Below are 22015 nucleotides of genomic sequence, written 5' to 3'. Positions count from 1 at the left end.
GGAGGCTCTATGCGGATCTTGCTGGTGGAAGACGATGCGATGATCGGCGAGGCCATCCAGGGGGCGCTCAAGGACGCGGGTTACGCCGCCGACTGGGTTGGCAATGGGCTGACCGCCCTGGCCGCCCTTGAGGCCCAGCATTACGACCAGGTGCTGCTCGATCTTGGCCTGCCGGGCAAGGACGGCCTGCAGGTGCTCGATGCCATACGGCGTGGCAACAACCCGGTGCCGTTATTGATCATTACCGCCCGCGACAGCCTGGATGATCGCTTGCGCGGTCTGGACGGTGGTGCGGATGACTATCTGCTGAAACCCTTCGCCATGGCCGAGTTGCTGGCGCGCATGCGGGCGGTGATGCGTCGCAAGGGCGGCAGTGCTACGCCCTTGTTGAGCAATGGCCTGGTGTCGCTGGACCCGGTATCGAAGCTGGCGAGCACTGCGCAGCAGGCCGATGTGCAACTGTCGAACCGCGAGTTCAGCCTGTTGCAGGCGCTGTTGATCCGGCCGGGGGCGATTCTTTCGCGTGCCGAGCTCGAGGACCGCATCTACGGCTGGGGCGAGGAAGTGGAAAGCAATGCGGTGGAGTATCTGATTCACACCTTGCGCCGCAAGCTGGGCAGCCAGGTGATCAAGAATGTCAGGGGAATGGGATGGATGGTTTCAAAAGGCGCCTGAGCGAGTCGGTCCAGCTCAGGCTGTCCGTGGCCTTGTCGGCGGCGGTGTTGGTGGTCGCCCTGCTGGCCGGGATCTTCGCTTATGTCTCGGCTTTCGATGAGGCCTTGGAGATGCAGGACAATACCCTGCGCCAGGTCGCTGCGCTGTTCGAGCGTCAGCAGATGACCCTGGGGTACCCGGCCTCTGGTCAGGTGATTGCCGATGACAATGAGGAGTCCAGGGTGGTCATCCAGTACCTGGCCGATGGCGCTCGGGCTCAGACGGACAGTGATGCCGATGCGCCATTGCCGTTGCCCACCACCCTGGCCGATGGCCTCTCGACCCTGATGGTCGCCGGAGAGCCGTTTCGCGTACTGGTCAAGACCACCCGTAGCGGCGAGCGCATTGCCGTGGCCCAGGAAACCGGCGCCCGTGACAAGGACGCACGTGAAAGTGCGTGGCGCGGGCTGCTGCCATTCCTGATCCTGTTCCCGGTGCTATTACTGGTGCTGGCCGATCTGGTGCGCAAGCTGTTTCGCCCCATCGCGGTGCTGGCGGCGGAGATCGATCTGCGTGACGAGCAGGAGCTGCACCCGATCGACGAGCGTCATCTGCCCAGTGAAGTGCGGCCATTTGTCCTGGCCATCAACCGGCTGCTGGCGCGGGTCACCCAGTCGATGACGGCGCAGAGGCGCTTTGTCGCGGACGCCGCCCATGAGCTGCGTTCGCCCATGGCGGCCCTGTCGCTGCAGGCCGAGCGCCTGGCCGCCGCCGAGATGCCGGCGGCCGCCCGCGAGCGCCTGATACCGCTGCAGCGTGGTATCGAGCGTGGCCGCAAACTGATCGATCAGTTGCTCAGGCTGGCGTCCGTGCAGTCGGGGGCCGAACGACCCATCACCACGGTTTCCGTGCATGAGGTCTATCGCCAGGTGCTGGAGGACCTGTTGCCGCTGGCCGAGGCCAAGGCGATCGATCTGGGCGTGGAGGGCAGCCAGGACGCCCAACTGCTGATCAGCGAGGAGGACCTGCTGACCCTGGTGAAGAACTTGGTGGATAACGCCATTCGCTATACGCCCGATGGCGGTCGGGTGGACCTGTCGCTGGCGCTGGAGCCGGGGTGGGTCAGGCTTATGGTCAGCGATACGGGGCCGGGGATCGCGCCACAGGAGCGCCAGCAGGCATTCGATCCCTTCCATCGCGGCCAGGCAAGCGCAGAGCCGGGTTCAGGCCTTGGGCTGTCGATCGTCAAGGCCATCGCGGATCGTTATGGGGCGCGGGTTCATCTCGATTACCGAGACCTTCAGGACGAGCGTGGGTTGTGCGTATCCGTGGCATTTATTGCGCTGGAGCCTGCAACCGGTAAGTAGCGGGTGGGCGCCGGGCAGAATGAGCTTTTGCCCGCCCCGGTTATTCTGTAGCCTTGCGCGGCTCCACGATCATCCATGCCTGATGAACCCACTCTCCCGGCGGGGCCCTAAGCGGTCCGGAGCCGGTGGTATACTCGACTTTCGCGCCCAAGCGCCTGCAGGTCTTGCGAACATGACGCAAATTTCTGAACGCCTTCTGGTTCAAGCCCACCTCGATGCCAAACAGCCCAAACCCTTGAGTGCTGAGCAAGAGGCCCATTATCGTGCTGCCATCGCCGCTGAGCTCAAGGCTCAGGACGCGGTGCTGGTGGCCCACTTCTACTGTGACCCGGTGATTCAGGCCCTGGCCGAAGAAACCGGCGGCTGTGTTTCCGACTCCCTGGAAATGGCCCGCTTCGGCAATGCCCACCCGGCCAAGACCGTGGTGGTGGCCGGGGTGCGCTTTATGGGCGAGACGGCGAAGATCCTCAATCCGGAAAAGCGCGTGCTGATGCCGACGCTGGAAGCCACCTGCTCCCTCGACCTGGGTTGCCCGGTGGATGAGTTCTCGGCGTTCTGCGACCAGCATCCCGAGCGCACCGTGGTGGTGTATGCCAACACTTCGGCGGCGGTCAAGGCGCGGGCCGACTGGGTGGTGACCTCCAGCTGCGCCCTGGAGATTGTCGAAAGCCTGATGGATAACGGCGAGAAGATCATCTGGGGCCCGGACAAGCACCTGGGCACTTACATCCAGCGTCAGACCGGCGCCGACATGCTGCTCTGGGACGGTGCCTGCATCGTTCACGAGGAGTTCAAGTCCAAGCAGCTCGAAGACATGAAGGCGCTGTACCCGGATGCCGCGATTCTGGTGCACCCCGAGTCGCCCACCTCGGTGATCGAGCTGGCCGATGCGGTCGGTTCCACCAGTCAGCTGATCGCCGCGGCGCAGCGCCTGCCGAACCAGACGTTTATCGTCGCCACCGATCGCGGCATCTTCTACAAGATGCAGCAGCTGTGTCCGGACAAGGTATTCATCGAGGCGCCTACAGCAGGCAATGGCGCGGCCTGCCGCAGCTGTGCCCATTGCCCGTGGATGGCCATGAATACCCTGGAGCGCACCTTGCAGTGCCTCAAGCAGGGCAGCAACGAGATCCAGGTGGACCCGGCGCTGATTCCCAATGCCATCCGTCCACTCAAGCGCATGCTGGATTTCACCCAGGCCGCGCGGATGAAACTGGCGGGCAACGCTTAAGCTTTTCTGCCGCCACACACAAAAACGCCCCGAACTGTCGGGGCGTTTTTGTGTGTGGCGCCTTACTTCTTCCGCTTGGGAATGCGCACCAGCTGGGTGTTGGAGTAGATGTCGTGCCAGCTGCGTTTCTGCTTGTCCACCAGCACCCAGAAAAAGCCCAGGCCGGCGCACAGCCAGGAGGCGATGGACACCATGAAACGCAGCAGCGCCTGCCACAGGCTGATGCGGCTGCCATCGGCGTTCTGCACGCGGATGCACCACACTTGCATGCCCAGGGTCTGCCCGTTGTGGGTCCAGAACTTGGCGAAGAAGCCGAACAGTACGAACAGCAGGACGGTGGAGTAGAGCGGGTCGCCGTCCAGGGCGCCGGATTCGGTCAAGGTGCGCATCCGCGCTTCGCCGATGATCTGCATCTGGATCAGCTTGTAAATGCCGCCGGTGACGATCAGCAGGGCAACGCACAGCAGAAAATCATAGAACATCGCTGCCAGGCGGCGACCCAGGCCGGCGGCGGGGAATTCGCCTTGAGGGCTTAGCAGATGTTTGGACATGACAGGCTCTCGACTGAAAAAGAAAGCCATTTTACGGAATTGCGCGCACAAAAAAGCCCCTGATGTCAGCATCAGGGGCTTTTTCGTTACAGACGATTAAGCTTCTGCTTGTACTTCGTCAGCCTGCATGCCTTTCTGGCCTTGCACAGCGATGAAGGTCACTTTTTGGCCTTCTTTCAGGCTCTTGAAGCCGTTGCCCTGAATGGCGCGGAAGTGTACGAACAGATCCGGACCGCTTTCTGGAGTGATAAAACCAAAACCTTTCTCGTCGTTAAACCACTTGACGGTACCGCTCTGACGTTGGGACATTTCTTATTTCCTTTGACGCTAAAAAATTAATGACAGTCTCTTTCTCATGAAAGAGTACTGGGCTGGGTTGCAGGAAAGTAAGAGACGTCGAACGGGTTGTAGCAAACTTGTTAGCTACTGCCCAGGTCACGATTCCAAGCGACCCATGCAAACACAGTGGGGAAACTCTACGCCAACTACGGGAGAAAAAACAAGCCCCGCGAAGCCGTGGTTTTACGCAGCTTGCCGCGCTTTGGCGGAACTAGCGTGCAGGGCTTATTCCATAGAATTGTTCAATTGTTTTCGGACGATATAAGTGAAATTCAGTATCGAAAACATGCACTGTTTTATGGCGGTTGCGTTACAGATTAGTGCACTTTTAACGCAACCGCGTTACTTATAGAAACAGCCTCTTAGCCGCGGTAGTAGCGTTGCGCTACGAATGGCATTTTGCTTACAAGCATTGGCACCCTTTTCCCACGCACTATGGCAGCAACTGCTGTATCCAGTGCTGCGTGCTGGGTATCGAGGTAACCCATGGCCAATGGACCACCCAGGGTCGGGCCGAAACCGCCGCTGCACACATGGCCGATGACCTGGCCGTCGGCGTCGACGATTTCCGCGCCTTCACGCACCGGCGTGCGCTCTTGCGGCAGCAGGCCCACGCGCTTGCGCGCTACACCATTGTGCTGCTGGGCAAAGATCTGCTCGGCGCCGGGGAAGCCACCGGCCCGGGCGCCATCGGCCCGACGCACCTTGGAGATGGCCCACAGCAGGCTGGCCTGGATCGGCGTGGTATCGGCGTTCATATCGTGGCCATACAGGCACAGCCCGGCTTCCAGGCGCAGCGAGTCGCGGGCCCCAAGGCCGATGGCCGCCACTTCCGGCTCGGCCAGCAGGGCGCGGGCGATCTGTTCCGCATGGGCGGTGGGGATGGATATTTCAAAACCGTCTTCACCGGTGTAGCCCGAACGGCTGACAAAGCAGTCCACACCCAGCACCTTCAGCGGCTTGAATTGCATAAAGGTCATTGTCGCCACTTCCGGGGCCAGGCGCGCCAGCACCTTGACCGCCGCCGGGCCTTGCAGGGCCAGCAGGGCGCGCTCTGCGAACAGCGGTTGAATCTCGCAGTGGTTGCCGATGTGCTGGCGCAGGTGGGCCAGGTCCTGGTCCTTGCAGGCGGCGTTGACCACCAGGAACAGTTGCCCGTCGCCCAGGTTGGCGACCATCAGGTCGTCGAGGATGCCACCCTGTTCGTTGGTGAACATGGCATAGCGCTGCATGCCCACCGGCAGATCGATGATGTCCACCGGCACCAGGGTTTCCAGGGCCTGGGCGGCCTCGGCGCCACGCAGCAGGATCTGCCCCATATGGGACACGTCGAACAGGCCGGCCTGTTCACGGGTGTGCTGGTGTTCCTTCATCACGCCCAGCGGGTATTGCACCGGCATGTCGTAGCCGGCGAATGGCACCATGCGCGCGCCAAGTTCCAGGTGCAGGCTGTGCAGCGGGGTTTTCAACAGTGGTTGGGTGGACATGGGCAACTCCTGAAAAATCTGCGGATGCGTCTGTAGGGCATCAGCACTCGATAATGTTCACGGCCAAACCGCCACGGGCGGTTTCCTTGTATTTGCTTTTCATGTCGGCGCCAGTCTGGCGCATGGTGCGGATGACTTTGTCCAGGGAGACGAAATGCTGCCCGTCGCCCCGCAGCGCCATGCGCACCGCATTGATGGCTTTCACCGAACCCATGGCATTGCGCTCGATGCAGGGCACCTGCACCAGGCCGCCAATCGGGTCGCAGGTCAGCCCGAGGTTGTGTTCCATGCCGATTTCCGCGGCGTTCTCCACCTGCTGCACGCTGCCGCCGAGCACTTCGCACAAGGCGCCGGCAGCCATCGAACAGGCCACGCCGACTTCCCCCTGGCAACCGACTTCGGCACCGGAGATCGAGGCGTTTTCCTTGTACAGAATGCCGATGGCGGCAGCGGTCAGGAGGAAGCGCACCACACCGTCTTCATTGGCACCGGAGACGAAGCGCATGTAGTAGTGCAGCACGGCGGGAATGATTCCGGCCGCACCATTGGTGGGCGCGGTGACCACCCGTCCGCCGCTGGCGTTTTCCTCGTTGACCGCCAGGGCGTAGAGGTTGACCCAGTCCAGCACCGACAAGGTGTCGCGCAGCGCCGCCTCCGGGTGCAGGCACAGTTGCCGGTGCAGGGCCGCGGCCCGGCGCTTGACCTTGAGCCCGCCAGGCAGGATTCCTTCGTTGCGGCAGCCGGCGGTCACGCAGTCTTGCATCACCTGCCAGATCTTCAGCAGGCCGGCGCGGGTTTCCGCTTCCGGGCGCCAGGCGCTTTCGTTGGTCAGCATCACCTGGCTGATGGACAGGCCGTAGGTACTGCAGTGCGCCAACAGCTCCTTGGCGGTCTTGAAGGGGAAGGTCAGGCGGGTGCTGTCTTCGACGATGCGGTCGGCGCCGGCGGCGTCTTCGTCGACCACGAAGCCGCCGCCCACCGAGTAGTACTCGCGGCTGCGAATCTGCAGGCCGGCGCTATCGAAGGCACGAAAGATCATGCCGTTGGGGTGATAGGCCAGGGGTTTGCGGATCATCGCCAGGTGTTCTTTCTCGGTGAACGCGATCTCGTGTTCGCCGAGCAGGTTGATGCGCCCGTTGCTGCGTATTTCCTGCAGGCGCGAGGCAATGTCTTCGGTATTCACGGTGTCCGGGTGTTCACCTTCCAGGCCCAGCAGCACAGCCTTGTCGCTGCCGTGGCCCTTGCCGGTGGCGCCCAGCGAGCCATACAGCTCGACCTTGACGCAGGCGGTGCTGGCCAGCAGCTGATCACGTCGCAGGCCCTCGACGAAGCGCGCGGCTGCGCGCATCGGGCCAACGGTGTGGGAGCTGGAGGGGCCGATGCCAATCTTGAACAGGTCGAACACGCTCAGGGACATGTGGGTTCTCCGGTTTCTTATTATTGAGAGTAGCGGCAAGCCACAAGCTGCAAGCAGCAAGAAAGAGCCGATCGGCTTTTAACTTGCCGCTTGCCGCTTGAAGCTCACCACTGCTTCTTAGGCGTAGCTTTCGATCGACGGGCAGGCGCACACCAGGTTGCGGTCGCCGAACACGTTGTCGACCCGGCCCACCGGCGGCCAGTACTTGCCTTCAATCAGGGACGCCACCGGGTACACCGCCTGCTCGCGGCTGTACGGGTGAGACCACTCGCCCACCAGTTCGGCCGCGGTATGCGGGGCGTTCTTCAGTGGGTTGTCGTCCTTGTCCAGGGTGCCGTTCTCCACCGCGCGAATTTCCTCGCGGATACGGATCATGGCGTCGCAGAAGCGGTCCAGTTCTTCCTTGGATTCGCTTTCGGTCGGCTCGATCATCAGGGTGCCGGCCACCGGGAACGACATGGTCGGGGCATGGAAACCGAAGTCGATCAGGCGCTTGGCCACGTCGTCGACGCTGATGCCGCTGCTGTCCTTCAGCGGACGCAGGTCGAGGATGCATTCGTGGGCCACCAGGCCGTTGCTGCCGGTGTAGAGCACGGGGTAGTGCTCCTCCAGGCGCCGCGAGATGTAGTTGGCATTGAGGATCGCCAACTGCGAGGCACGCTTGAGGCCGGCGCCGCCCATCATGCGGATATACATCCAGGTGATCGGCAGGATGCTGGCGCTGCCGAACGGAGCGGCACACACTGCGCCCTGCTTGTTTTCCAGCGCGGCGTGGCCAGGCAGGAAGGGCGCCAGGTGCGACTTGACGCCAATCGGGCCGACGCCCGGGCCGCCACCGCCATGGGGAATGCAGAAGGTCTTGTGCAGGTTCAGGTGCGATACGTCGCCGCCGAACTTGCCCGGGGCGCAGAGGCCGACCATGGCGTTCATATTGGCGCCGTCGATATACACCTGGCCGCCGTTGTCATGAATGATCCCGCAGATTTCGCGGATACCTTCCTCGAACACACCGTGGGTCGAGGGGTAGGTGATCATCAGTGCGGCGAGGTGCTCGCGGTGTTCGATGGCCTTGGCTCGCAGGTCCTCGATGTCGACGTTGCCGCGGGCATCACAGGCGGTGACTACCACGCGCATGCCGGCCATGTTGGCGGTGGCCGGGTTGGTGCCGTGGGCCGAGGACGGGATCAGGCAGATATCGCGACGCTCGTCGCCACGGCTCTGGTGATAGGCACGAATCGCCAGCAGGCCGGCGTACTCGCCCTGGGAACCTGCGTTGGGCTGTAGCGACACGGCGTCATAGCCGGTGGCGGCGCAGAGCATGGCTTCCAGTTCGCTGGTCAATTGCTGGTAGCCGGCGCTTTGCTCGGTGGGCGCGAACGGGTGCAGGGCGCCGAACTCGGCCCAGGTGACCGGGATCATCTCGCTGGCGGCATTGAGCTTCATGGTGCAGGAGCCCAGCGGGATCATGGTGCGATCCAGGGCCAGATCCTTGTCCGCCAGCTTGCGCAGGTAGCGCATCAGCTCGGTTTCCGAGTGATAGCGGTTGAACACCGGGTGGCTGAGGATCGCCGACTGGCGCAGCAGCGCAGCCGGGATGCGGCTGGCCACGGCTTTTGCCAGGCTGTCGAAGTCCGGCGCGGGCTTGCCATCGGCCAGCAGCTTCCAGAGGTTTTCAACGTCGGCCTGGGTGCAGGTTTCGTCCAGGGACAGGCCCAGGCGTTGGCTGTCGATCACCCGCAGGTTGATGCCCTGGGCGCGTGCCTTGTCGTGCAGCGCCGCGGTGCGGCTAGCGGTATGCAGGCTCAGGGTGTCGAAGAAGCTTTCCTGCTCCACCACCAGGCCCAGGTCCATCAGGCCCTTGGCCAGGATCGCGGTCAGTTGATGGATGCGCTGGGCGATCTGGGTCAGGCCCTGGGGGCCGTGATACACGGCGTACATGCTGGCGATATTGGCCAACAGTACCTGGGCGGTGCAGATGTTGCTGGTGGCCTTCTCGCGGCGGATATGCTGCTCGCGGGTCTGCATGGCCAGGCGCAGGGCCGGCTTGCCGAAGCGGTCCACCGAGACGCCTACCAGGCGGCCGGGCATATCGCGCTTGAAGGCATCGCGGGTGGCGAAGTAAGCCGCATGCGGGCCGCCAAAACCCAGCGGTACGCCGAAACGCTGGGCACTGCCGATGGCCACGTCGGCGCCAAATTCGCCGGGCGGGGCCAGCAGGGTCAGCGCCAGCAGGTCGGCGGCCACGGCCACCAGGGCGTTGGCGGCGTGGAAGCGCTCGGTCAGTTCGCGGTAGTCGAACAGGTCACCGTTGCTCGCCGGGTATTGCAGCAGGGCGCCGAAGAACGGGCTGACGTCGGTCAGCTTGCGTTCGTCCCCCACCACCACATTGATTCCCAGAGGCTCGGCACGGGTGCGCAGCACGTCGAGGGTCTGCGGGTGGCAATGTTCCGAGGCGAAGAACGCATGGCTGCCCTTGTTCTTGCTCAGGCGCTTGCAGAAGGTCATGGCTTCGGCGGCGGCGGTGCCTTCGTCGAGCAGCGAGGCGTTGGCGATCGGCAGGCCGCTGAGGTCGCTGATCAGGGTCTGGAAATTCAGCAGGGCTTCCAGGCGGCCCTGGGAGATTTCCGGCTGGTACGGGGTATAGGCGGTGTACCAGGCCGGGTTTTCCAGGAGGTTGCGCAGGATCGGCGACGGCGTGTGGCAGCTGTAGTAGCCCTGGCCGATATAGGTCTTGAACAGTTGATTCTTGGTAGCGATGGCCTTGATCGAGGCCAGGGCCTGGGCTTCGCTCTGGCCATTGCCCAGCTCCAGCACGCTGGTGCCCTTGATGCTCTCGGGGATCACGCTGGCGCTCAGGGCTTCCAGGGAATCAAAACCCAGGCTGTTGAGCATGGCTTGCTCATCGCCCTGGCGCGGGCCGATATGGCGCGCGATGAATTCGTTGGCGGTACTCAGGTTGACGGTCATGGCGGGCTCCTCAGGCTTCGGCGCTGGCTTTGATCAGGCGGTCGTAGGCGTCCTGATCCAGCAGTTGGCCGACAGCGGCGGGGCCCTTGGGAATGAAGCGGAAGAACCAGCCTTCGCCCAGTGGCTCTTCGTTGACCAGCTCGGGGCTGTCTTCCAGGGCCGGGTTGATGGCCACCACTTCACCGTCCAGGGGCATGTACACGCCGCTGGCGGCTTTCACCGATTCCACAGTGGCGGCTTCGGCGCCCTTGTCGTAGTTCTGCAGTTCAGGCAGTTGCACAAACACCACATCGCCCAGGGCGTTCTGGGCGAAAGCCGTGATGCCGACGGTGACACTGCCATCGGCTTCGCTACGCAGCCATTCGTGATCTTCGGTAAAACGCAACTCGCTCATGGAAACTCCTCAGGGCCAGATTCGTCTGGTGGACGCGATTGAATGCTCGTGCAGGGCCGAGCCGAATGGCAATACCCATAGCAAGAACGCGGCCAATAGTTTTTATTCCTTTAAATTCAATGCCTTGAATGAATTTTCCGGAGGCGGGACTGTTGCTTCTGTAGCGAAATCGCTACATCTTGCGCCGCAGAAAAAAGGCTTTGAGGATCAAAGCCTTGCGCGGCCGCTATTACAAGCGCCTGTAGCGAAATCGTTCCGCTGTAGCGCTTTCAGTACAGATGCAGGTCGTTTCCAGAACTGCGGTGCGGTGGGCCGTTCACGGCTTGCCAGCGAGGGGGCCCCCAAGGACAGCGCCAGGCTCAGGGGCCTATTCGCCGGCAAGCCGGCTCCTACCGGGAATCGTCTGCCGTAGTTCGAGCCGGCTTCTGCGCTCAGGCCTTGCCGGGAATGCCGTACTTGCGCAGGCGATGGGCGATGGCGGTGTGGGAGGTCTGCAGGCGGTTGGCCAGTTGCCGGGTCGAGGGGTAGTTGACGTAGAGGTTTTCCAGCAGCTGCTTTTCGAAGCACTCCACCGCCTGTTCCAGGCTTTCCACTTCAACGTCGTTCTGCCGCGCCACCGAGGTGCCGGCGATGTCCAGGTCGCCAATGTCCACCAGGTTGCTGTCGCAGATCGCCGCGGCGCGGAAGATCACGTTCTGCAACTGGCGCACGTTGCCCGGCCAGCGGTTGCCCAGCAGCGCCGGGTAAGTGCCCGGGGTCAGGCGGCACACCGGGCGCTGGATCTGCGTGCACGCCTGCTGCATGAAATAGCGGGCCAGCAGCAGGATGTCCTGGCCGCGTTCGCGCAGCGGCGGCACTTCGACATTCAGCACATTGAGGCGGTAGAACAGGTCTTCGCGGAAGCTGCCTTCGCTGACCATTTTCTCCAGGTCGCGATGGGTGGCGCTGAGGATCCGCACATTGACCTTGATCTCGCGATCGCCACCCACCCGGCGGAAGCTGCCGTCATTGAGAAAGCGCAGCAGCTTGGCTTGCAGGTAGGGCGACATCTCGCCGATCTCGTCGAGAAACACCGTGCCCTGGTTGGCCAGTTCCATCAGCCCCGGCTTGCCGCCACGCTGGGCGCCGGTGAAGGCCCCCGGGGCGTAGCCGAACAGTTCGCTTTCCGCCAGGTTCTCCGGCAGCGCCGCGCAGTTCAACGCCAGGAAGGGGGCGTTATGACGAGCACTGATGGCGTGGCAGGCGCGGGCCACCAGTTCCTTGCCGGTGCCGGTCTCGCCCTGGATCAGCAGCGGTGCATCCAGGGCCGCCACCCGCTGGGCCCGGGCCTTGAGGGTACGGATCGCCGGGGATTCGCCGAGCAGGGCATCGAAGCCCTCGGCGTGATCGTGGTGCAGGGCCGACAGGCGTTCGCCAATGCGGTTGGGCTGGTACAGGGTCAGCAGCGCGCCGGCATCGGTGATGGGGGTGGCGTCCAGCAGCAGGGTCTGGCCATTCAGGGTGATTTCCCGCAGTGGCAAGCGAAAGCCCTGTTCCAGCAGGGCTTCGAGCAAGGCCGGGTCGGCAAACAGTTCGGCGACGCTTTCCCCCGCCGGTTCGCGGCCATACAGGGCGATCAGCGCCGGGTTGGCCAGCAGCACCTTACCGGCGCTGTCCAGGGCCAGCACCGGGTCGGTCATGGCGGCCAGCAGGGCGTCCAGCTGCAAGTGCCGGCGCTGGCCGGGAAGGATATCCACCACCGTCACCGCCTGCACGCCATGCACGTTGAACAGCGCATCGCGCAACTCTTCCAGCACCTCGGGGCTCAGGGTCGGGGCGTCGATATAGACGTTGGGCGGGACCATCTCCACCGCGTCCAGATTGAGGTTGCGTCCGCCCAGCAGGGCCAGGACTTCCTGGGTGATGCCGACGCGGTCGATAAAGCTGACATGGATACGCATGGGGTGGCGGAGGTTTCTGCGACACGGAAGGCCGCCAGTATGCCTTGAGGGAGGGTGAAATTCGAGGCAGGCGAACGCAGTGGCGGGGGCGCTCGCTGCGGGTCGGCGGCAAGCGGAGTAGCGGGGGTGGTGGGGCTGCGGTGCAGCCCAGCGGGAGCAAGCTCCCTCGCCACGGTGGGGGGGGTTATGCCAGGTGCTCGGGTTTGATCGGGTCACCAGGCTTCACGTCCAGCTGCTTGCGCACGTCCTCGAACATCTCGTCGTAGTACTTGTGCATGGAAGCGATGCTGGCGCTCTTCGGCAAACCGTATTGCTGGGCGATGCGGGTGGCGTGGCGGGCGAAGTCGAAGGCCATGTCCTTGGCCAGGAAGAATTGTTCCTTGAGTGTCTTGCCTTCGATGCTGCCATGCAGGGTGAATTGCATGCCCTTGCCTTCCTTGGGGTCCTGGACGACCTGGTAGTCGATGCACAGGTTGTAGCTGAAGTCGTCCTTGTTCAGCGCGTGACGCTCGATATGCAGGTGACCGGGCTCGAACATGGCCATGGGCGTCTCTCCTTCAAGGCATGAGAGGGGCGGGCGCGACCCGCCCCCGTGGTTTCTTCTGGCGTGGCTCCTAAAGGTAGCTGATGCCGGGCTTGGCCGTGCTGATACGAGTGCCGGCATGGCCCTGGACTATCGCTTCGATGTCGGAGAGTGAACCTATCACCGCGACTTTGCCCGTGTGCCGGGCGAACTCACAGGCCGCCTGGACCTTGGGCCCCATGGAGCCGGCGGCGAAGCCGAGCTTTTCCATTTCATCCGGGTGGGCCTGGGCGATGGCCTTCTGGGTCGGCTTGCCGAAGTCGATGAACGCCGCGTTGACGTCGGTGGCGATCACCAGCAGATCGGCTTCCAGTTGCTCGGCCAGCAGCGCCGAGCACAGGTCCTTGTCAATCACCGCCTCGATGCCCCGCAGCTTGCCGTCCTCACCGTACATCGTCGGGATGCCGCCGCCGCCGGCGCAGATCACGATGCTGCTTTTCTCCAGCAGCCACTTGATCGGACGGATCTCGAAGATGCGCTTGGGTTTAGGGCTGGCCACCACGCGGCGGTACTTGTCGCCGTCGGGGGCGATGGCCCAGCCTTTTTCCTTGGCCAGCCTCTCGGCTTCTTCCTTGCTGTAGACCGGGCCGATGGGCTTGGTCGGGTTGTTGAAGGCCGGGTCCTTGGCGTCCACTTCCACCTGGGTCAGCAGGGTGGCGAACGGCACTTCGAAGTCCAGCAGGTTGCCCAGTTCCTGTTCGATGATGTAGCCGATCATGCCTTCGGTCTCGGCCCCCAGCACGTCCAGCGGGTAGGGCGAAACCTGGGTGTAGGCCGCCGCCTGCAGCGACAGCAGGCCCACTTGCGGGCCATTGCCGTGGGCAATCACCAGCTGGTTGCCGGGATGGATCTTGGCGATCTGTTCGGTGGCGATGCGGATGTTGGCGCGTTGGTTGTCCGCGGTCATGGGTTCACCACGGCGGAGCAGGGCGTTACCGCCCAATGCAACGACGATACGCATAATGCAGTCCTTCTAGAGGCTCTGTAGGAGCCGGCTTGCCGGCGAATTGCGTTTGGCTGGCCAGCCAGCTCCTACAGGGGAGGCAGGTTAGAGGTCGGCCAGGGTCGAGACCAGGATCGCCTTGATGGTGTGCATGCGGTTTTCCGCTTGCTCGAAGGCGATGCAGGCGGGCGATTCGAACACGTCGTCGGTCACCTCAATGCCGTTAGCCAGGTGCGGATACTGCTCGGCGATCTGCTTGCCAACCTTGGTGTCGCTGTTGTGGAAGGCCGGCAGGCAGTGCATGAACTTGGTCCGCGGGTTGCCGGTGGCCTTCATCAGCTGGGCGTTGACCTGGTAGGGCAGCAGTTGCTCGATGCGCTCGGCCCAGGCTTCCACTGGCTCGCCCATGGACACCCAGACGTCGGTGTGGATGAAGTCCACGCCCTTGACCGCGGCCTTCGGGTCTTCGGTGAGAGTGATGCGCGCACCGCTTTCTTCGGCGTATTGCTTGCAGCGGGCCACCAGGTCGTCATGGGGCCACAGGGCCTTGGGCGCGCAGATGCGCACGTCCATGCCGAGCTTGGCGCCCACCAGCAGCAGCGAGTTGCCCATGTTGTTGCGGGCATCGCCCAGGTAGGCGTAGCTGATCTCGTGGATCGGCTTGTCGGCATGCTCACGCATGGTCAGCACGTCGGCGATCATCTGGGTCGGGTGGTATTCGTCGGTCAGGCCGTTGAACACCGGCACCCCGGCGAATTTCGCCAGCTCTTCGACGATTTCCTGCTTGAAGCCGCGGTACTCGATGGCGTCGTACATGCGCCCCAGCACCCGAGCGGTGTCCTTCATGCTTTCCTTGTGGCCGATCTGCGAGGAGTTGGGGTCGATGTAGGTGACGTTGGCGCCCTGGTCATAGGCCGCCACTTCGAAGGCGCAGCGGGTACGGGTGGAGGTTTTTTCGAAGATCAGGGCGATGTTGTTGCCTTTGAGGTGCTGCTGCTCGGTACCGGTGTACTTGGCGCGCTTGAGGTCGCGGGACAGGTCCAGCAGGTAGCGCAGTTCCCGTGGGGTGTGGTGTTCCAGGCTCAGCAGGTTACGGTTGTGGATGTTGAACGCCATGATGATTTTCCTCGGATTCGGTAATCGGTCCGACCGGCGCCGGGTAGGCGCGGTCGGACTGCTGGTCGTCTAAAGGTTTAGTAGTCGATCGGGTCGCGAATGATCGGGCAGGTCATGCAGTGGCCGCCGCCACGGCCCCGGCCCAATTCGCCGGCGCTGATGGTGATGACCTCGACCCCGGCCTTGCGCAGCAGGGTGTTGGTGTAGGTGTTGCGGTCGTAGCCAATCACCACGCCCGGCTCCACGGCCACCACGTTGTTGCCGTCGTCCCATTGCTCGCGTTCGGCGGCGAAGCTGTTGCCGCCGGTTTCCACCACGCGCAGGGCCTTGAGGTTGAGGGCCTTGGCCACGGTGTCGAGGAAGCTGGTTTCCTCGCGGCGCACATCGATGCCACCGGGCTTGCTGTCGTCAGGGCGCAGGCTGAAGGCAACGATCTGGCTCACCACTTCCGGGAAGATGGTCACCAGGTCGCGGTCGCAGAAGCTGAACACGGTGTCCAGGTGCATGGCCGCACGGGATTTCGGCAGGCCGGCGACAATCACTCGCTCCACCGCCTTGTGCTTGAACAGGTTCAGCGCCAGTTGGCCGATGGCCTGGCGCGAGGAGCGCTCGCCCATGCCGATCAGCACCACACCATTGCCGATGGGCATCACGTCGCCGCCTTCCAGGGTGGCGTTGCCGTGCTCCTGGTCCGGGTCGCCGTACCAGATCTGGAAGTCGGCGTGGGTGAACTCGGGGTGGAACTTGTAGATGGCGGTGGTCAGCAGGGTTTCCTGGCGTCGCGCCGGCCAGTACATCGGGTTCAGGGTCACACCGCCGTAGATCCAGCAGGTGGTGTCGCGGGTGAACTGGGTGTTGGGCAGCGGTGGCAGGATAAAGCTCGAGTGGCCGAGGAAGTCGCGGAACATCTCGATGGTCTTGCCGCCGAAGCTGGTGGGCAGGTCATCGGCCGATACGCCGCCAATCAGGAATTCGGCGACCTTGCGCGGCTCCAGGCTGCGCAGCCACGAACCCACTTCGTTGACCAGGCCCAGGCCCACCTGGTTGGCGGTGATCTTGCGCTCCAGAATCCAGTCCAGGGCTTCAGGGATGGCGACGATATCGGTCAGCAGGTTGTGCATTTCCAGCACATCGATATCCCGCTCGCGCATCTTGGTGACGAAGTCGAAATGGTCGCGTTTGGCCTGGGCCACCCACAGCACATCATCGAACAGCAGTTCGTCGCAGTTGTTCGGGGTCAGCCGCTGATGGGCCAGGCCTGGGGAGCAAACCATGACTTTGCGCAGTTTGCCGGCTTCGGAATGGACGCCGTACTTAACTTTTTCCGTGGTCATTTCTGTGATCCTCCAGAGATAAAACAATCAGGGGTGTAGCTTCAAAGGCAGTGCTACAGGGTCAGGAAGCCGTCGTAGAGTCCGTAGGCGGCCACCAGGGCGCCTATGACCACTGCGGCGAAAATCAGCTTCTCGACGTTGGTGAAAATCGGTTTGTGCAATTCCATCTTGGCCTTGGCGAACAGCACCACGCCGGGGGCGTAGAGCAGCGCCGAGAGCAGCAGGTACTTGACCCCGCCGGCGTACAGCAGCCAGATCGCATAGAGCAGGGCGATGCCGCCGATGATCAGGTCCTTCTTGCGCTCGGCCAGGGCCTGTTCGTAGCTTTCGCCACGTACCGCCAGCAGTACCGCGTAAGCCGCCGACCACAGGTAGGGCACCAGGATCATCGAGGTGGCGAGGTAGATCAGCGACAGGTAGGTGCCCTTGGAGAACAGGGTGATGACCAGGAAGATCTGCACCATGGCGTTGGTCAGCCACAGGGCGTTGGCCGGTACATGATTGGCGTTCTCGCGGCGCAGGAACTCCGGCATGGTGTGGTCCTTGGCTGCGGCGAACATGATCTCCGCACACAGCAGTACCCACGACAGCAGCGCCCCCAGCAGCGAGATGATCAGGCCGACGCTGATCAGCACCGCGCCCCAGTGACCCACCACATGCTCCAGCACTGCGGCCATGGACGGGTTCTGCAGCTTGGCCAGTTCCGGCTGGGTCATGATCCCCAGGGACAGCACGTTCACCAGCACCAGGAACAGCAGCACGGTGATAAAGCCGATCACGGTGGCCTTGCCCACGTCCGAGCGTTTTTCCGCCCGAGAGGAGAAGATGCTCGCGCCCTCGATGCCGATGAACACCCAGACGGTGACCAGCATCATGTTGCGCACCTGGTTCATCACGCTGCCCAGGCTCGGGTTCTTCACGCCCCAGATGTCGGCGGTGAAAATCTCCAGCTTGAAGGCGAACAGCGCAATCAGCACGAACAGCAGCAGCGGCACCACCTTGGCCACCGTGGTCACCAGGTTGATGAAGGCCGCTTCCTTGATCCCGCGCAGTACCAGGAAATGCACGGCCCAGAGCAATACCGAGGCGCCGATCACCGCGGCCGGGGTGTTGCCCTCGCCAAAGATCGGGAAGAAGTAGCCCAGGGTGCTGAACAGCAGGACGAAGTAGCCAACGTTGCCCAGCCAGGCACTGATCCAGTAGCCCCAGGCAGAAGAGAAACCCATGTAGTCGCCGAAGCCGGCCTTGGCGTAGGCATATACGCCACCGTCCAGATCGGGTTTGCGGTTGGCCAGGGTCTGAAATACGAAGGCCAGGGTCAACATGCCGACGGCAGTAATAGCCCAACCAATAAGAACTGCACCTACATCAGCGCTGGCGGCCATGTTCTGCGGCAAGGAGAAGATCCCCCCGCCAATCATGGAACCTACTACCAGAGCGACTAATGCACCAAGTCTTAGTTTACCGGGGGATTCAGACATCGTATGACTCCAATGCAATAGGAGAGAGTCCACAGAGTAAGTCCGCTTGAACTTCAATCAGCTGACTCAGATCAGTTGATTGCGGCATTTCGTTGTGAATGAACGACTTAAGAATTGTTGCAGAATCTGATCTGGTACCCTGGAACACGGGTTCCTGAGGGTGTTTTTCTCCTTGTTGGTAGCCTTTCTCATTGGCGATGACGTTTGAAACTAGACCCTTTTGTAGAATGTGCAACTCAATGTCGGCATTTGATTTTGCACTTGTCGATGATGGCAATTAGTACATGTTCAAAACAAAACAGTCGGATATTCAGTGGCTTCTGCAAGGTGCTTCGCAGGCTGGCTGATAAAGGATGAATAATTGACTGTTACTGTTAGACGTCAATGTGTGGAAGTTATTTAATTGCGTGTAGCTTTATCGCCAGATCGGCTCACTGATATAGAGGTAGGGATGTCACAACCGGCGCAGAAGCTTCAACTCGGTGCATTGATCGCCTTGGTGGTGGGCTCGATGATTGGCGGCGGGATCTTCTCCCTGCCGCAGAACATGGCGGCCCGCGCCGATGCCGGGGCGGTGCTGATCGGCTGGGCGATCACTGCGGTGGGCATGCTGACCCTGGCCTTCGTGTTCCAGACCCTGGCCAACCGCAAGCCGGAGCTGGACTCCGGGGTCTATGCCTATGCCAAGGCCGGTTTTGGCGACTACATGGGCTTCTCTTCCGCCTGGGGTTACTGGATCAGTGCCTGGCTGGGCAACGTCGGCTACTTCGTCCTGCTGTTCAGCACCCTGGGCTATTTCTTCCCGGTGTTCGGTCAGGGCAATACCCCGGTGGCCATCGGCTGCGCCTCGGTGCTGCTCTGGGCCGTGCACTTTTTGGTGCTGCGCGGGATCAAGGAAGCCACCTTCATCAACCAGCTGACCACCGTGGCGAAGATAGTGCCCCTGGTGATGTTTATCGTGATTGCCGCCGTGGCCTTCAAGGCAGAGGTCTTCACCCGGGATATCTGGGGCCGCAGCAACCCGAATTTTGGCGGGGTGATGGACCAGGTGCGCAATATGATGCTGGTCACGGTGTTCGTGTTTATCGGCATCGAAGGCGCCAGCGTCTACTCGGCCCGGGCGCAGAAGCGCGCGGATGTCGGCCGGGCCACGGTGATCGGCTTTCTCGGGGTGCTGGCGCTGCTGGTGCTGGTCAATGTGCTGTCCCTGGGGATCATGAGCCAGCCGGAGCTGGCGCAACTGCAGAACCCGTCCCTGGCGGCGGTGCTGGAGCACATAGTGGGGCCCTGGGGCGCCTTGCTGATCAGCATCGGCCTGGCGGTGTCGCTGCTCGGGGCACTGCTGTCCTGGGCCCTGCTGTGTGCCGAGATCCTCTACGCCACCGCCCGCGATCGCACCATGCCGGCGTTCCTGACCAAGGAAAACGCCAACCATGTGCCGGTCAATGCCCTATGGCTGACCAATGTGATGATCCAGGTGTTCCTGCTGATCACCCTGTTTTCCGCCGGCACCTACACCAACCTGATCTACCTCGCCTCGTCGATGATCCTGGTGCCCTACCTGTGGTCGGCGGCCTATGCGGTGCTGCTCAGCGGCCGTGGGGAAACCTACGAGCAGGCCTCCCGCGAGCGCCTCAAGGACCTGGGCATTGCCGTGGTGGCCCTGAGTTACGCCATCTGGCTGCTGTATGCCGGCGGCCTGAAGTACCTGCTGCTCTCGGCCCTGCTCTATGCCCCGGGGGTGATCCTGTTCGCCCAGGCCAAGCGCGAGCAGGGCGAGCCGCTGTTCACTCACCTGGAAAAGCTGATCTTCTGCGCGGTGCTCGCTGGCGCGTCTCTGGCTGCTTACGGCCTGTACAGCGGCTTGCTCAGCCTATGAGCCAGGAGCAGCACCTGCTGCTGCCTTATCAAGGGCCTTACGACTGGCCGGCGATGCTGGGGTTTCTGGCCCTGCGCGCCATCGATGGGCTGGAAGTGGTGCAGGGCGACACCTATGCCCGCAGTTTCGAGCTCGAGGGCTGCCAGGGCACCTTGAGCCTGCGCCCCGGCCCGGTAGGGCACCTGCAACTGCGTTTGAATCTGGCACAGGCACATCTGCTGCCCAAGGTGGTGGAACGTTTGCGCCGTCAGTTCGACCTGGAGGCGGACCTGCCGCTGATCCATCGCCATCTGGCGACTGACCCACTGCTGGCGCCCTTGCTGGCCGCGCGTCCCGGCCTGCGGGTGCCGGGCGCCTGGGACGGTTTCGAGCTGGCCATTCGTGCCGTGCTGGGCCAGCAGATTACCGTGCAGGGGGCGATTCGCCTGGCGTCCAGGCTGGTGGCGACTTATGGCCGGCCGCTGATGTGCCCCGACCGCCAATGGCCTGGCTTGACTCACGTATTTGCCACGCCCGAGGTGCTGGCCGGTGCCGATCTGGCCGGCCTGGGCATGCCTCGCAGTCGGGCGCGCACCCTGTCGGTGGTGGCTCAGGCGCTGCTCGATGATCCGCAGTTGCTGCAGCCCGGGGGCGACTTGCAACACAGCCTCGAACGCTTGCTGCAACTCCCGGGGATCGGGGATTGGACCGCGCACTACATCGCCTTGCGGCAGATGCGCGAAGGCGATGCCTTTCCGGCGGCGGATGCCGGCCTGCTCAATGCCATGGCGGCGCTGCAGGGGCAGCGCCCCACCGCCCGCCAACTGCTGGCCCGGGCCGAGGCCTGGCGGCCGTGGCGCGCTTATGCGGCGCAGCATTTGTGGACGGCTTCGGGGTGAGGTTGTGGGCGTGGGTGGTTGGCTATAGGCCCGGCAATCTTGTCGCCGGCTGGCCGGCGAAGGCGCTCACCACCATCTCGGACGATGGGCGCCCAGGGTGCTGGCGGGGCAACTCCACTGCACCGGCGTTCCACTGATGTGCAGCGGCACCCGCAGGCGTCGCGCGATTCCCCAAGGGGTGTGTTCCGGTAGCAGCCCCTGGTCCTCCTCGTCCTCGGTTCGTAGTGGCGGCTGGCTTCCCGGTGGTGCGCTGTGGTCGATCAGCAGCTTGGCGGTACGGGCCAGGGACAGGCGTGCCGAACTTCCTTGGCCATGGCTCCAGGACAGGTTCAGGGCCCGCAGGGCGCTGGCCGCCATCAGGTAGCCGGTGGCGTGGTCCAGGGCCTGCACCGGCAAGGGTGTGGGTTGGCTGGCGGCTTTCCAGGCCATGCCGGCTTCGGCGATGCCGCAGCTCATCTGCACCAGGCTGTCGAAACCCCGGCGATTGCGCCAGGGGCCGTTCCAGCCGTAGGCATTGAGGCTCACGTCGATCAGCCCCGGGGCGATTCGCTGGCGCTCTTCTGCGCCGTAACCCAAGTGCTCCAGGGACTCGGCGCGATAGCCATGCAGCAGCAGGTCGGCGTCTGCCAGCAGATGCTCGAACAGCTTGCGCTCTTCAAGGTCGTGCAGGTTCAGGCGTGCGCAGCGTTTGCCCAGGGTCACTTCCGGCTCCAGGGCCGGTTCGTTCCAGCCCGGCGGATCGATGCGCAGCACCTTGGCCCCCAGCCCGGCGAGCAGGCGGCTGGCCACGGGGCCGGCGAGCACCCGGGTCAGGTCCAGCACTTTCAGCCCGGCTAGGGGCCGTTCGCTGCAACCGTTCCAGGTTTTCTGTCGCTGGCTGGCCTGGGGCAGCCAGTGCACCAGGGGTTCGCCGTTGACTGCCTGGCCCTGGGGATGGTCCTGCCACTGTGCCCAGCTGCGCATCTGCGCGGCGCAACCGCCCTGGTCGACTATGGCCTGTTCCAGTTCCAGGGCATCCCAAGCGGCGACCCTGGCGGCCATGGCCGTGCGGTCGGCGGCCGTTCCCAGCACCTGTTCGGCGGCGGCCCGGTGATGGGGAGCGTTGGTGTGCAGGCGTATCCAGCCGTCGCGGCTGGGGTAATCCCCGGCGATGGGGTCCCAGAGCGAGGGCAGGCTCCAGCCTTGCGGGCGGATCGAGCTGGCGAACCAGAACGAAGCCAGGCGTCGGTCGACGCTGACATCAGGCAGGCGCCCGGTCTGGCTGTAGAGGAGTTCGGCGACCGCTTGCCCGGCTGCGGCAATGCTGGCACTGGCCAGGTCGGTCACGGCGAAGGCCGAGGGCAGGGCGCCCTGGCTGGTTTGCCTGATGCTTGAAGGCGTCAGGCCCAGCGCGGCCTGGATGGATGCGAGTAACTCGGTCATGGCCCACTCCCCGGATCAGAGGAGGGCATTGC

19 protein-coding genes are annotated in these 22015 nt (G+C 63.3%); 6 read left to right on the top strand and 13 right to left on the bottom strand.

The genetic code is table 11. From position 1 onward, the window contains the following. Positions 1–9: 9 nt before the first annotated feature. The 3 genes from J4P02_RS14710 (at position 10) to nadA (ending at position 3252) form a co-directional block, all read left to right on the top strand. Positions 10–675, top strand: coding sequence for a response regulator (locus J4P02_RS14710; protein WP_426191410.1), 666 nt, complete (start codon positions 10–12; stop codon positions 673–675). Next, a complete protein-coding gene (locus tag J4P02_RS14705; protein ID WP_426191408.1) occupies positions 651–2021 on the top strand; it encodes an ATP-binding protein in 1371 nt (456 codons plus the stop codon). The genes J4P02_RS14710 and J4P02_RS14705 overlap by 25 nt, the downstream gene beginning before the upstream one ends. Before the next feature lie 172 nt (positions 2022–2193). Next, complete coding sequence (gene nadA / locus J4P02_RS14700; protein WP_426191406.1) at positions 2194–3252, top strand: quinolinate synthase NadA; 1059 nt, start codon at positions 2194–2196, stop codon at positions 3250–3252. A gap of 62 nt (positions 3253–3314) precedes the next feature. Here nadA and J4P02_RS14695 read toward each other — a convergent pair whose 3' ends face one another. The 6 genes from J4P02_RS14695 to gcvH form a co-directional block, all read right to left on the bottom strand. Next, positions 3315–3803 carry an RDD family protein gene (locus J4P02_RS14695; protein WP_426191404.1) on the bottom strand — a complete coding sequence of 163 codons (489 nt, stop codon included), beginning with the start codon at positions 3801–3803 and terminating at the stop codon, positions 3315–3317. A 96-nt stretch (positions 3804–3899) separates the two neighbouring features. Further along, positions 3900–4112: a cold-shock protein gene (locus tag J4P02_RS14690; RefSeq protein ID WP_007977299.1), complete on the bottom strand. Its 213-nt coding sequence runs from the start codon at positions 4110–4112 to the stop codon at positions 3900–3902. A gap of 392 nt (positions 4113–4504) precedes the next feature. After that, positions 4505–5629 carry a glycine cleavage system aminomethyltransferase GcvT gene (gene gcvT, locus J4P02_RS14685; RefSeq protein ID WP_426191401.1) on the bottom strand — a complete coding sequence of 375 codons (1125 nt, stop codon included), beginning with the start codon at positions 5627–5629 and terminating at the stop codon, positions 4505–4507. A gap of 40 nt (positions 5630–5669) precedes the next feature. Further along, positions 5670–7046, bottom strand: coding sequence for an L-serine ammonia-lyase (locus J4P02_RS14680; RefSeq protein ID WP_426191399.1), 1377 nt, complete (start codon positions 7044–7046; stop codon positions 5670–5672). Positions 7047–7163: 117 nt separating this feature from the next. After that, positions 7164–10013, bottom strand: a complete 2850-nt coding sequence (gene gcvP, locus J4P02_RS14675) for an aminomethyl-transferring glycine dehydrogenase (RefSeq protein ID WP_426191397.1) — start codon at positions 10011–10013, stop codon at positions 7164–7166. A 10-nt stretch (positions 10014–10023) separates the two neighbouring features. Further along, on the bottom strand, positions 10024–10407 hold the full coding sequence (gene gcvH, locus J4P02_RS14670) for a glycine cleavage system protein GcvH (protein WP_426191395.1): 384 nt from the start codon (positions 10405–10407) through the stop codon (positions 10024–10026). Between gcvH and J4P02_RS14665 the strand changes: the two genes are divergently transcribed. After that, positions 10406–10819 carry a hypothetical protein gene (locus J4P02_RS14665; protein ID WP_426191393.1) on the top strand — a complete coding sequence of 138 codons (414 nt, stop codon included), beginning with the start codon at positions 10406–10408 and terminating at the stop codon, positions 10817–10819. The two genes, gcvH and J4P02_RS14665, sit on opposite strands and share 2 nt — an antisense overlap. 19 nt (positions 10820–10838) lie before the next feature. On the opposite strand, the gene J4P02_RS14660 is transcribed toward J4P02_RS14665, so the two are convergent. The 6 genes from J4P02_RS14660 to arcD (J4P02_RS14635) form a co-directional block, all read right to left on the bottom strand. Beyond that, positions 10839–12347 (bottom strand): sigma-54-dependent transcriptional regulator, encoded by a 1509-nt coding sequence (locus tag J4P02_RS14660; protein ID WP_426191391.1) that lies wholly within the window; start codon positions 12345–12347, stop codon positions 10839–10841. Positions 12348–12531: 184 nt separating this feature from the next. Continuing rightward, a complete protein-coding gene (locus J4P02_RS14655; RefSeq protein ID WP_426191389.1) occupies positions 12532–12891 on the bottom strand; it encodes a DUF5064 family protein in 360 nt (119 codons plus the stop codon). 70 nt (positions 12892–12961) lie between these two features. Further along, the gene (gene arcC, locus J4P02_RS14650) at positions 12962–13891 is read right to left on the bottom strand and encodes a carbamate kinase (protein ID WP_426191387.1); all 930 of its coding nucleotides are present in this window, start codon (positions 13889–13891) and stop codon (positions 12962–12964) included. 87 nt (positions 13892–13978) lie between these two features. Next, entirely contained in the window at positions 13979–14989 is a 1011-nt protein-coding gene (locus tag J4P02_RS14645) for an ornithine carbamoyltransferase (protein WP_426191385.1), read from the bottom strand. Between the two features lie 77 nt (positions 14990–15066). Continuing rightward, positions 15067–16323: an arginine deiminase gene (arcA, locus tag J4P02_RS14640; protein WP_426191383.1), complete on the bottom strand. Its 1257-nt coding sequence runs from the start codon at positions 16321–16323 to the stop codon at positions 15067–15069. A gap of 53 nt (positions 16324–16376) precedes the next feature. Next, the gene (gene arcD, locus J4P02_RS14635) at positions 16377–17804 is read right to left on the bottom strand and encodes an arginine-ornithine antiporter (RefSeq protein ID WP_426191381.1); all 1428 of its coding nucleotides are present in this window, start codon (positions 17802–17804) and stop codon (positions 16377–16379) included. A gap of 451 nt (positions 17805–18255) precedes the next feature. On the opposite strand from arcD (J4P02_RS14635), the gene arcD (J4P02_RS14630) reads away from it, so the two are divergent. Both arcD (J4P02_RS14630) and J4P02_RS14625 read left to right on the top strand, forming a co-directional pair. Further along, the gene (arcD, locus tag J4P02_RS14630; RefSeq protein ID WP_426191379.1) at positions 18256–19683 is read left to right on the top strand and encodes an arginine-ornithine antiporter; all 1428 of its coding nucleotides are present in this window, start codon (positions 18256–18258) and stop codon (positions 19681–19683) included. Continuing rightward, positions 19680–20561, top strand: coding sequence for a DNA-3-methyladenine glycosylase family protein (locus tag J4P02_RS14625; protein ID WP_426191377.1), 882 nt, complete (start codon positions 19680–19682; stop codon positions 20559–20561). Before arcD (J4P02_RS14630) ends, J4P02_RS14625 begins: the two co-directional genes overlap by 4 nt. A 66-nt stretch (positions 20562–20627) precedes the next feature. Here J4P02_RS14625 and J4P02_RS14620 read toward each other — a convergent pair whose 3' ends face one another. Next, entirely contained in the window at positions 20628–21983 is a 1356-nt protein-coding gene (locus J4P02_RS14620) for a CoA transferase (protein ID WP_426191375.1), read from the bottom strand. Positions 21984–22015: the final 32 nt, after the last annotated feature.

The sequence above is a fragment of the Pseudomonas sp. NFXW11 genome, assembly GCF_049887815.1.
Taxonomy (GTDB): domain Bacteria; phylum Pseudomonadota; class Gammaproteobacteria; order Pseudomonadales; family Pseudomonadaceae; genus Aquipseudomonas.
This window is presented reverse-complemented; position numbering and strand designations above follow the sequence as displayed.

What these genes read in the sequence shown, in the direction of transcription:
- arcA (WP_426191383.1), bottom strand. Translation starts at nt 16,323, where the DNA reads ATGACCACGGAAAAAGTTAAGTACGGCGTCCATTCCGAAGCCGGCAAA.
- arcD (WP_426191381.1), bottom strand. Translation starts at nt 17,804, where the DNA reads ATGTCTGAATCCCCCGGTAAACTAAGACTTGGTGCATTAGTCGCTCTG.
- gcvT (WP_426191401.1), bottom strand. Translation starts at nt 5,629, where the DNA reads ATGTCCACCCAACCACTGTTGAAAACCCCGCTGCACAGCCTGCACCTG.
- arcD (WP_426191379.1), top strand. Translation starts at nt 18,256, where the DNA reads ATGTCACAACCGGCGCAGAAGCTTCAACTCGGTGCATTGATCGCCTTG.
- J4P02_RS14705 (WP_426191408.1), top strand. Translation starts at nt 651, where the DNA reads ATGGATGGTTTCAAAAGGCGCCTGAGCGAGTCGGTCCAGCTCAGGCTG.
- J4P02_RS14660 (WP_426191391.1), bottom strand. Translation starts at nt 12,347, where the DNA reads ATGCGTATCCATGTCAGCTTTATCGACCGCGTCGGCATCACCCAGGAA.
- J4P02_RS14690 (WP_007977299.1), bottom strand. Translation starts at nt 4,112, where the DNA reads ATGTCCCAACGTCAGAGCGGTACCGTCAAGTGGTTTAACGACGAGAAA.
- J4P02_RS14710 (WP_426191410.1), top strand. Translation starts at nt 10, where the DNA reads ATGCGGATCTTGCTGGTGGAAGACGATGCGATGATCGGCGAGGCCATC.
- arcC (WP_426191387.1), bottom strand. Translation starts at nt 13,891, where the DNA reads ATGCGTATCGTCGTTGCATTGGGCGGTAACGCCCTGCTCCGCCGTGGT.
- J4P02_RS14655 (WP_426191389.1), bottom strand. Translation starts at nt 12,891, where the DNA reads ATGGCCATGTTCGAGCCCGGTCACCTGCATATCGAGCGTCACGCGCTG.
- gcvH (WP_426191395.1), bottom strand. Translation starts at nt 10,407, where the DNA reads ATGAGCGAGTTGCGTTTTACCGAAGATCACGAATGGCTGCGTAGCGAA.
- J4P02_RS14680 (WP_426191399.1), bottom strand. Translation starts at nt 7,046, where the DNA reads ATGTCCCTGAGCGTGTTCGACCTGTTCAAGATTGGCATCGGCCCCTCC.
- J4P02_RS14695 (WP_426191404.1), bottom strand. Translation starts at nt 3,803, where the DNA reads ATGTCCAAACATCTGCTAAGCCCTCAAGGCGAATTCCCCGCCGCCGGC.
- J4P02_RS14625 (WP_426191377.1), top strand. Translation starts at nt 19,680, where the DNA reads ATGAGCCAGGAGCAGCACCTGCTGCTGCCTTATCAAGGGCCTTACGAC.
- J4P02_RS14620 (WP_426191375.1), bottom strand. Translation starts at nt 21,983, where the DNA reads ATGACCGAGTTACTCGCATCCATCCAGGCCGCGCTGGGCCTGACGCCT.
- nadA (WP_426191406.1), top strand. Translation starts at nt 2,194, where the DNA reads ATGACGCAAATTTCTGAACGCCTTCTGGTTCAAGCCCACCTCGATGCC.
- J4P02_RS14665 (WP_426191393.1), top strand. Translation starts at nt 10,406, where the DNA reads ATGGAAACTCCTCAGGGCCAGATTCGTCTGGTGGACGCGATTGAATGC.
- J4P02_RS14645 (WP_426191385.1), bottom strand. Translation starts at nt 14,989, where the DNA reads ATGGCGTTCAACATCCACAACCGTAACCTGCTGAGCCTGGAACACCAC.
- gcvP (WP_426191397.1), bottom strand. Translation starts at nt 10,013, where the DNA reads ATGACCGTCAACCTGAGTACCGCCAACGAATTCATCGCGCGCCATATC.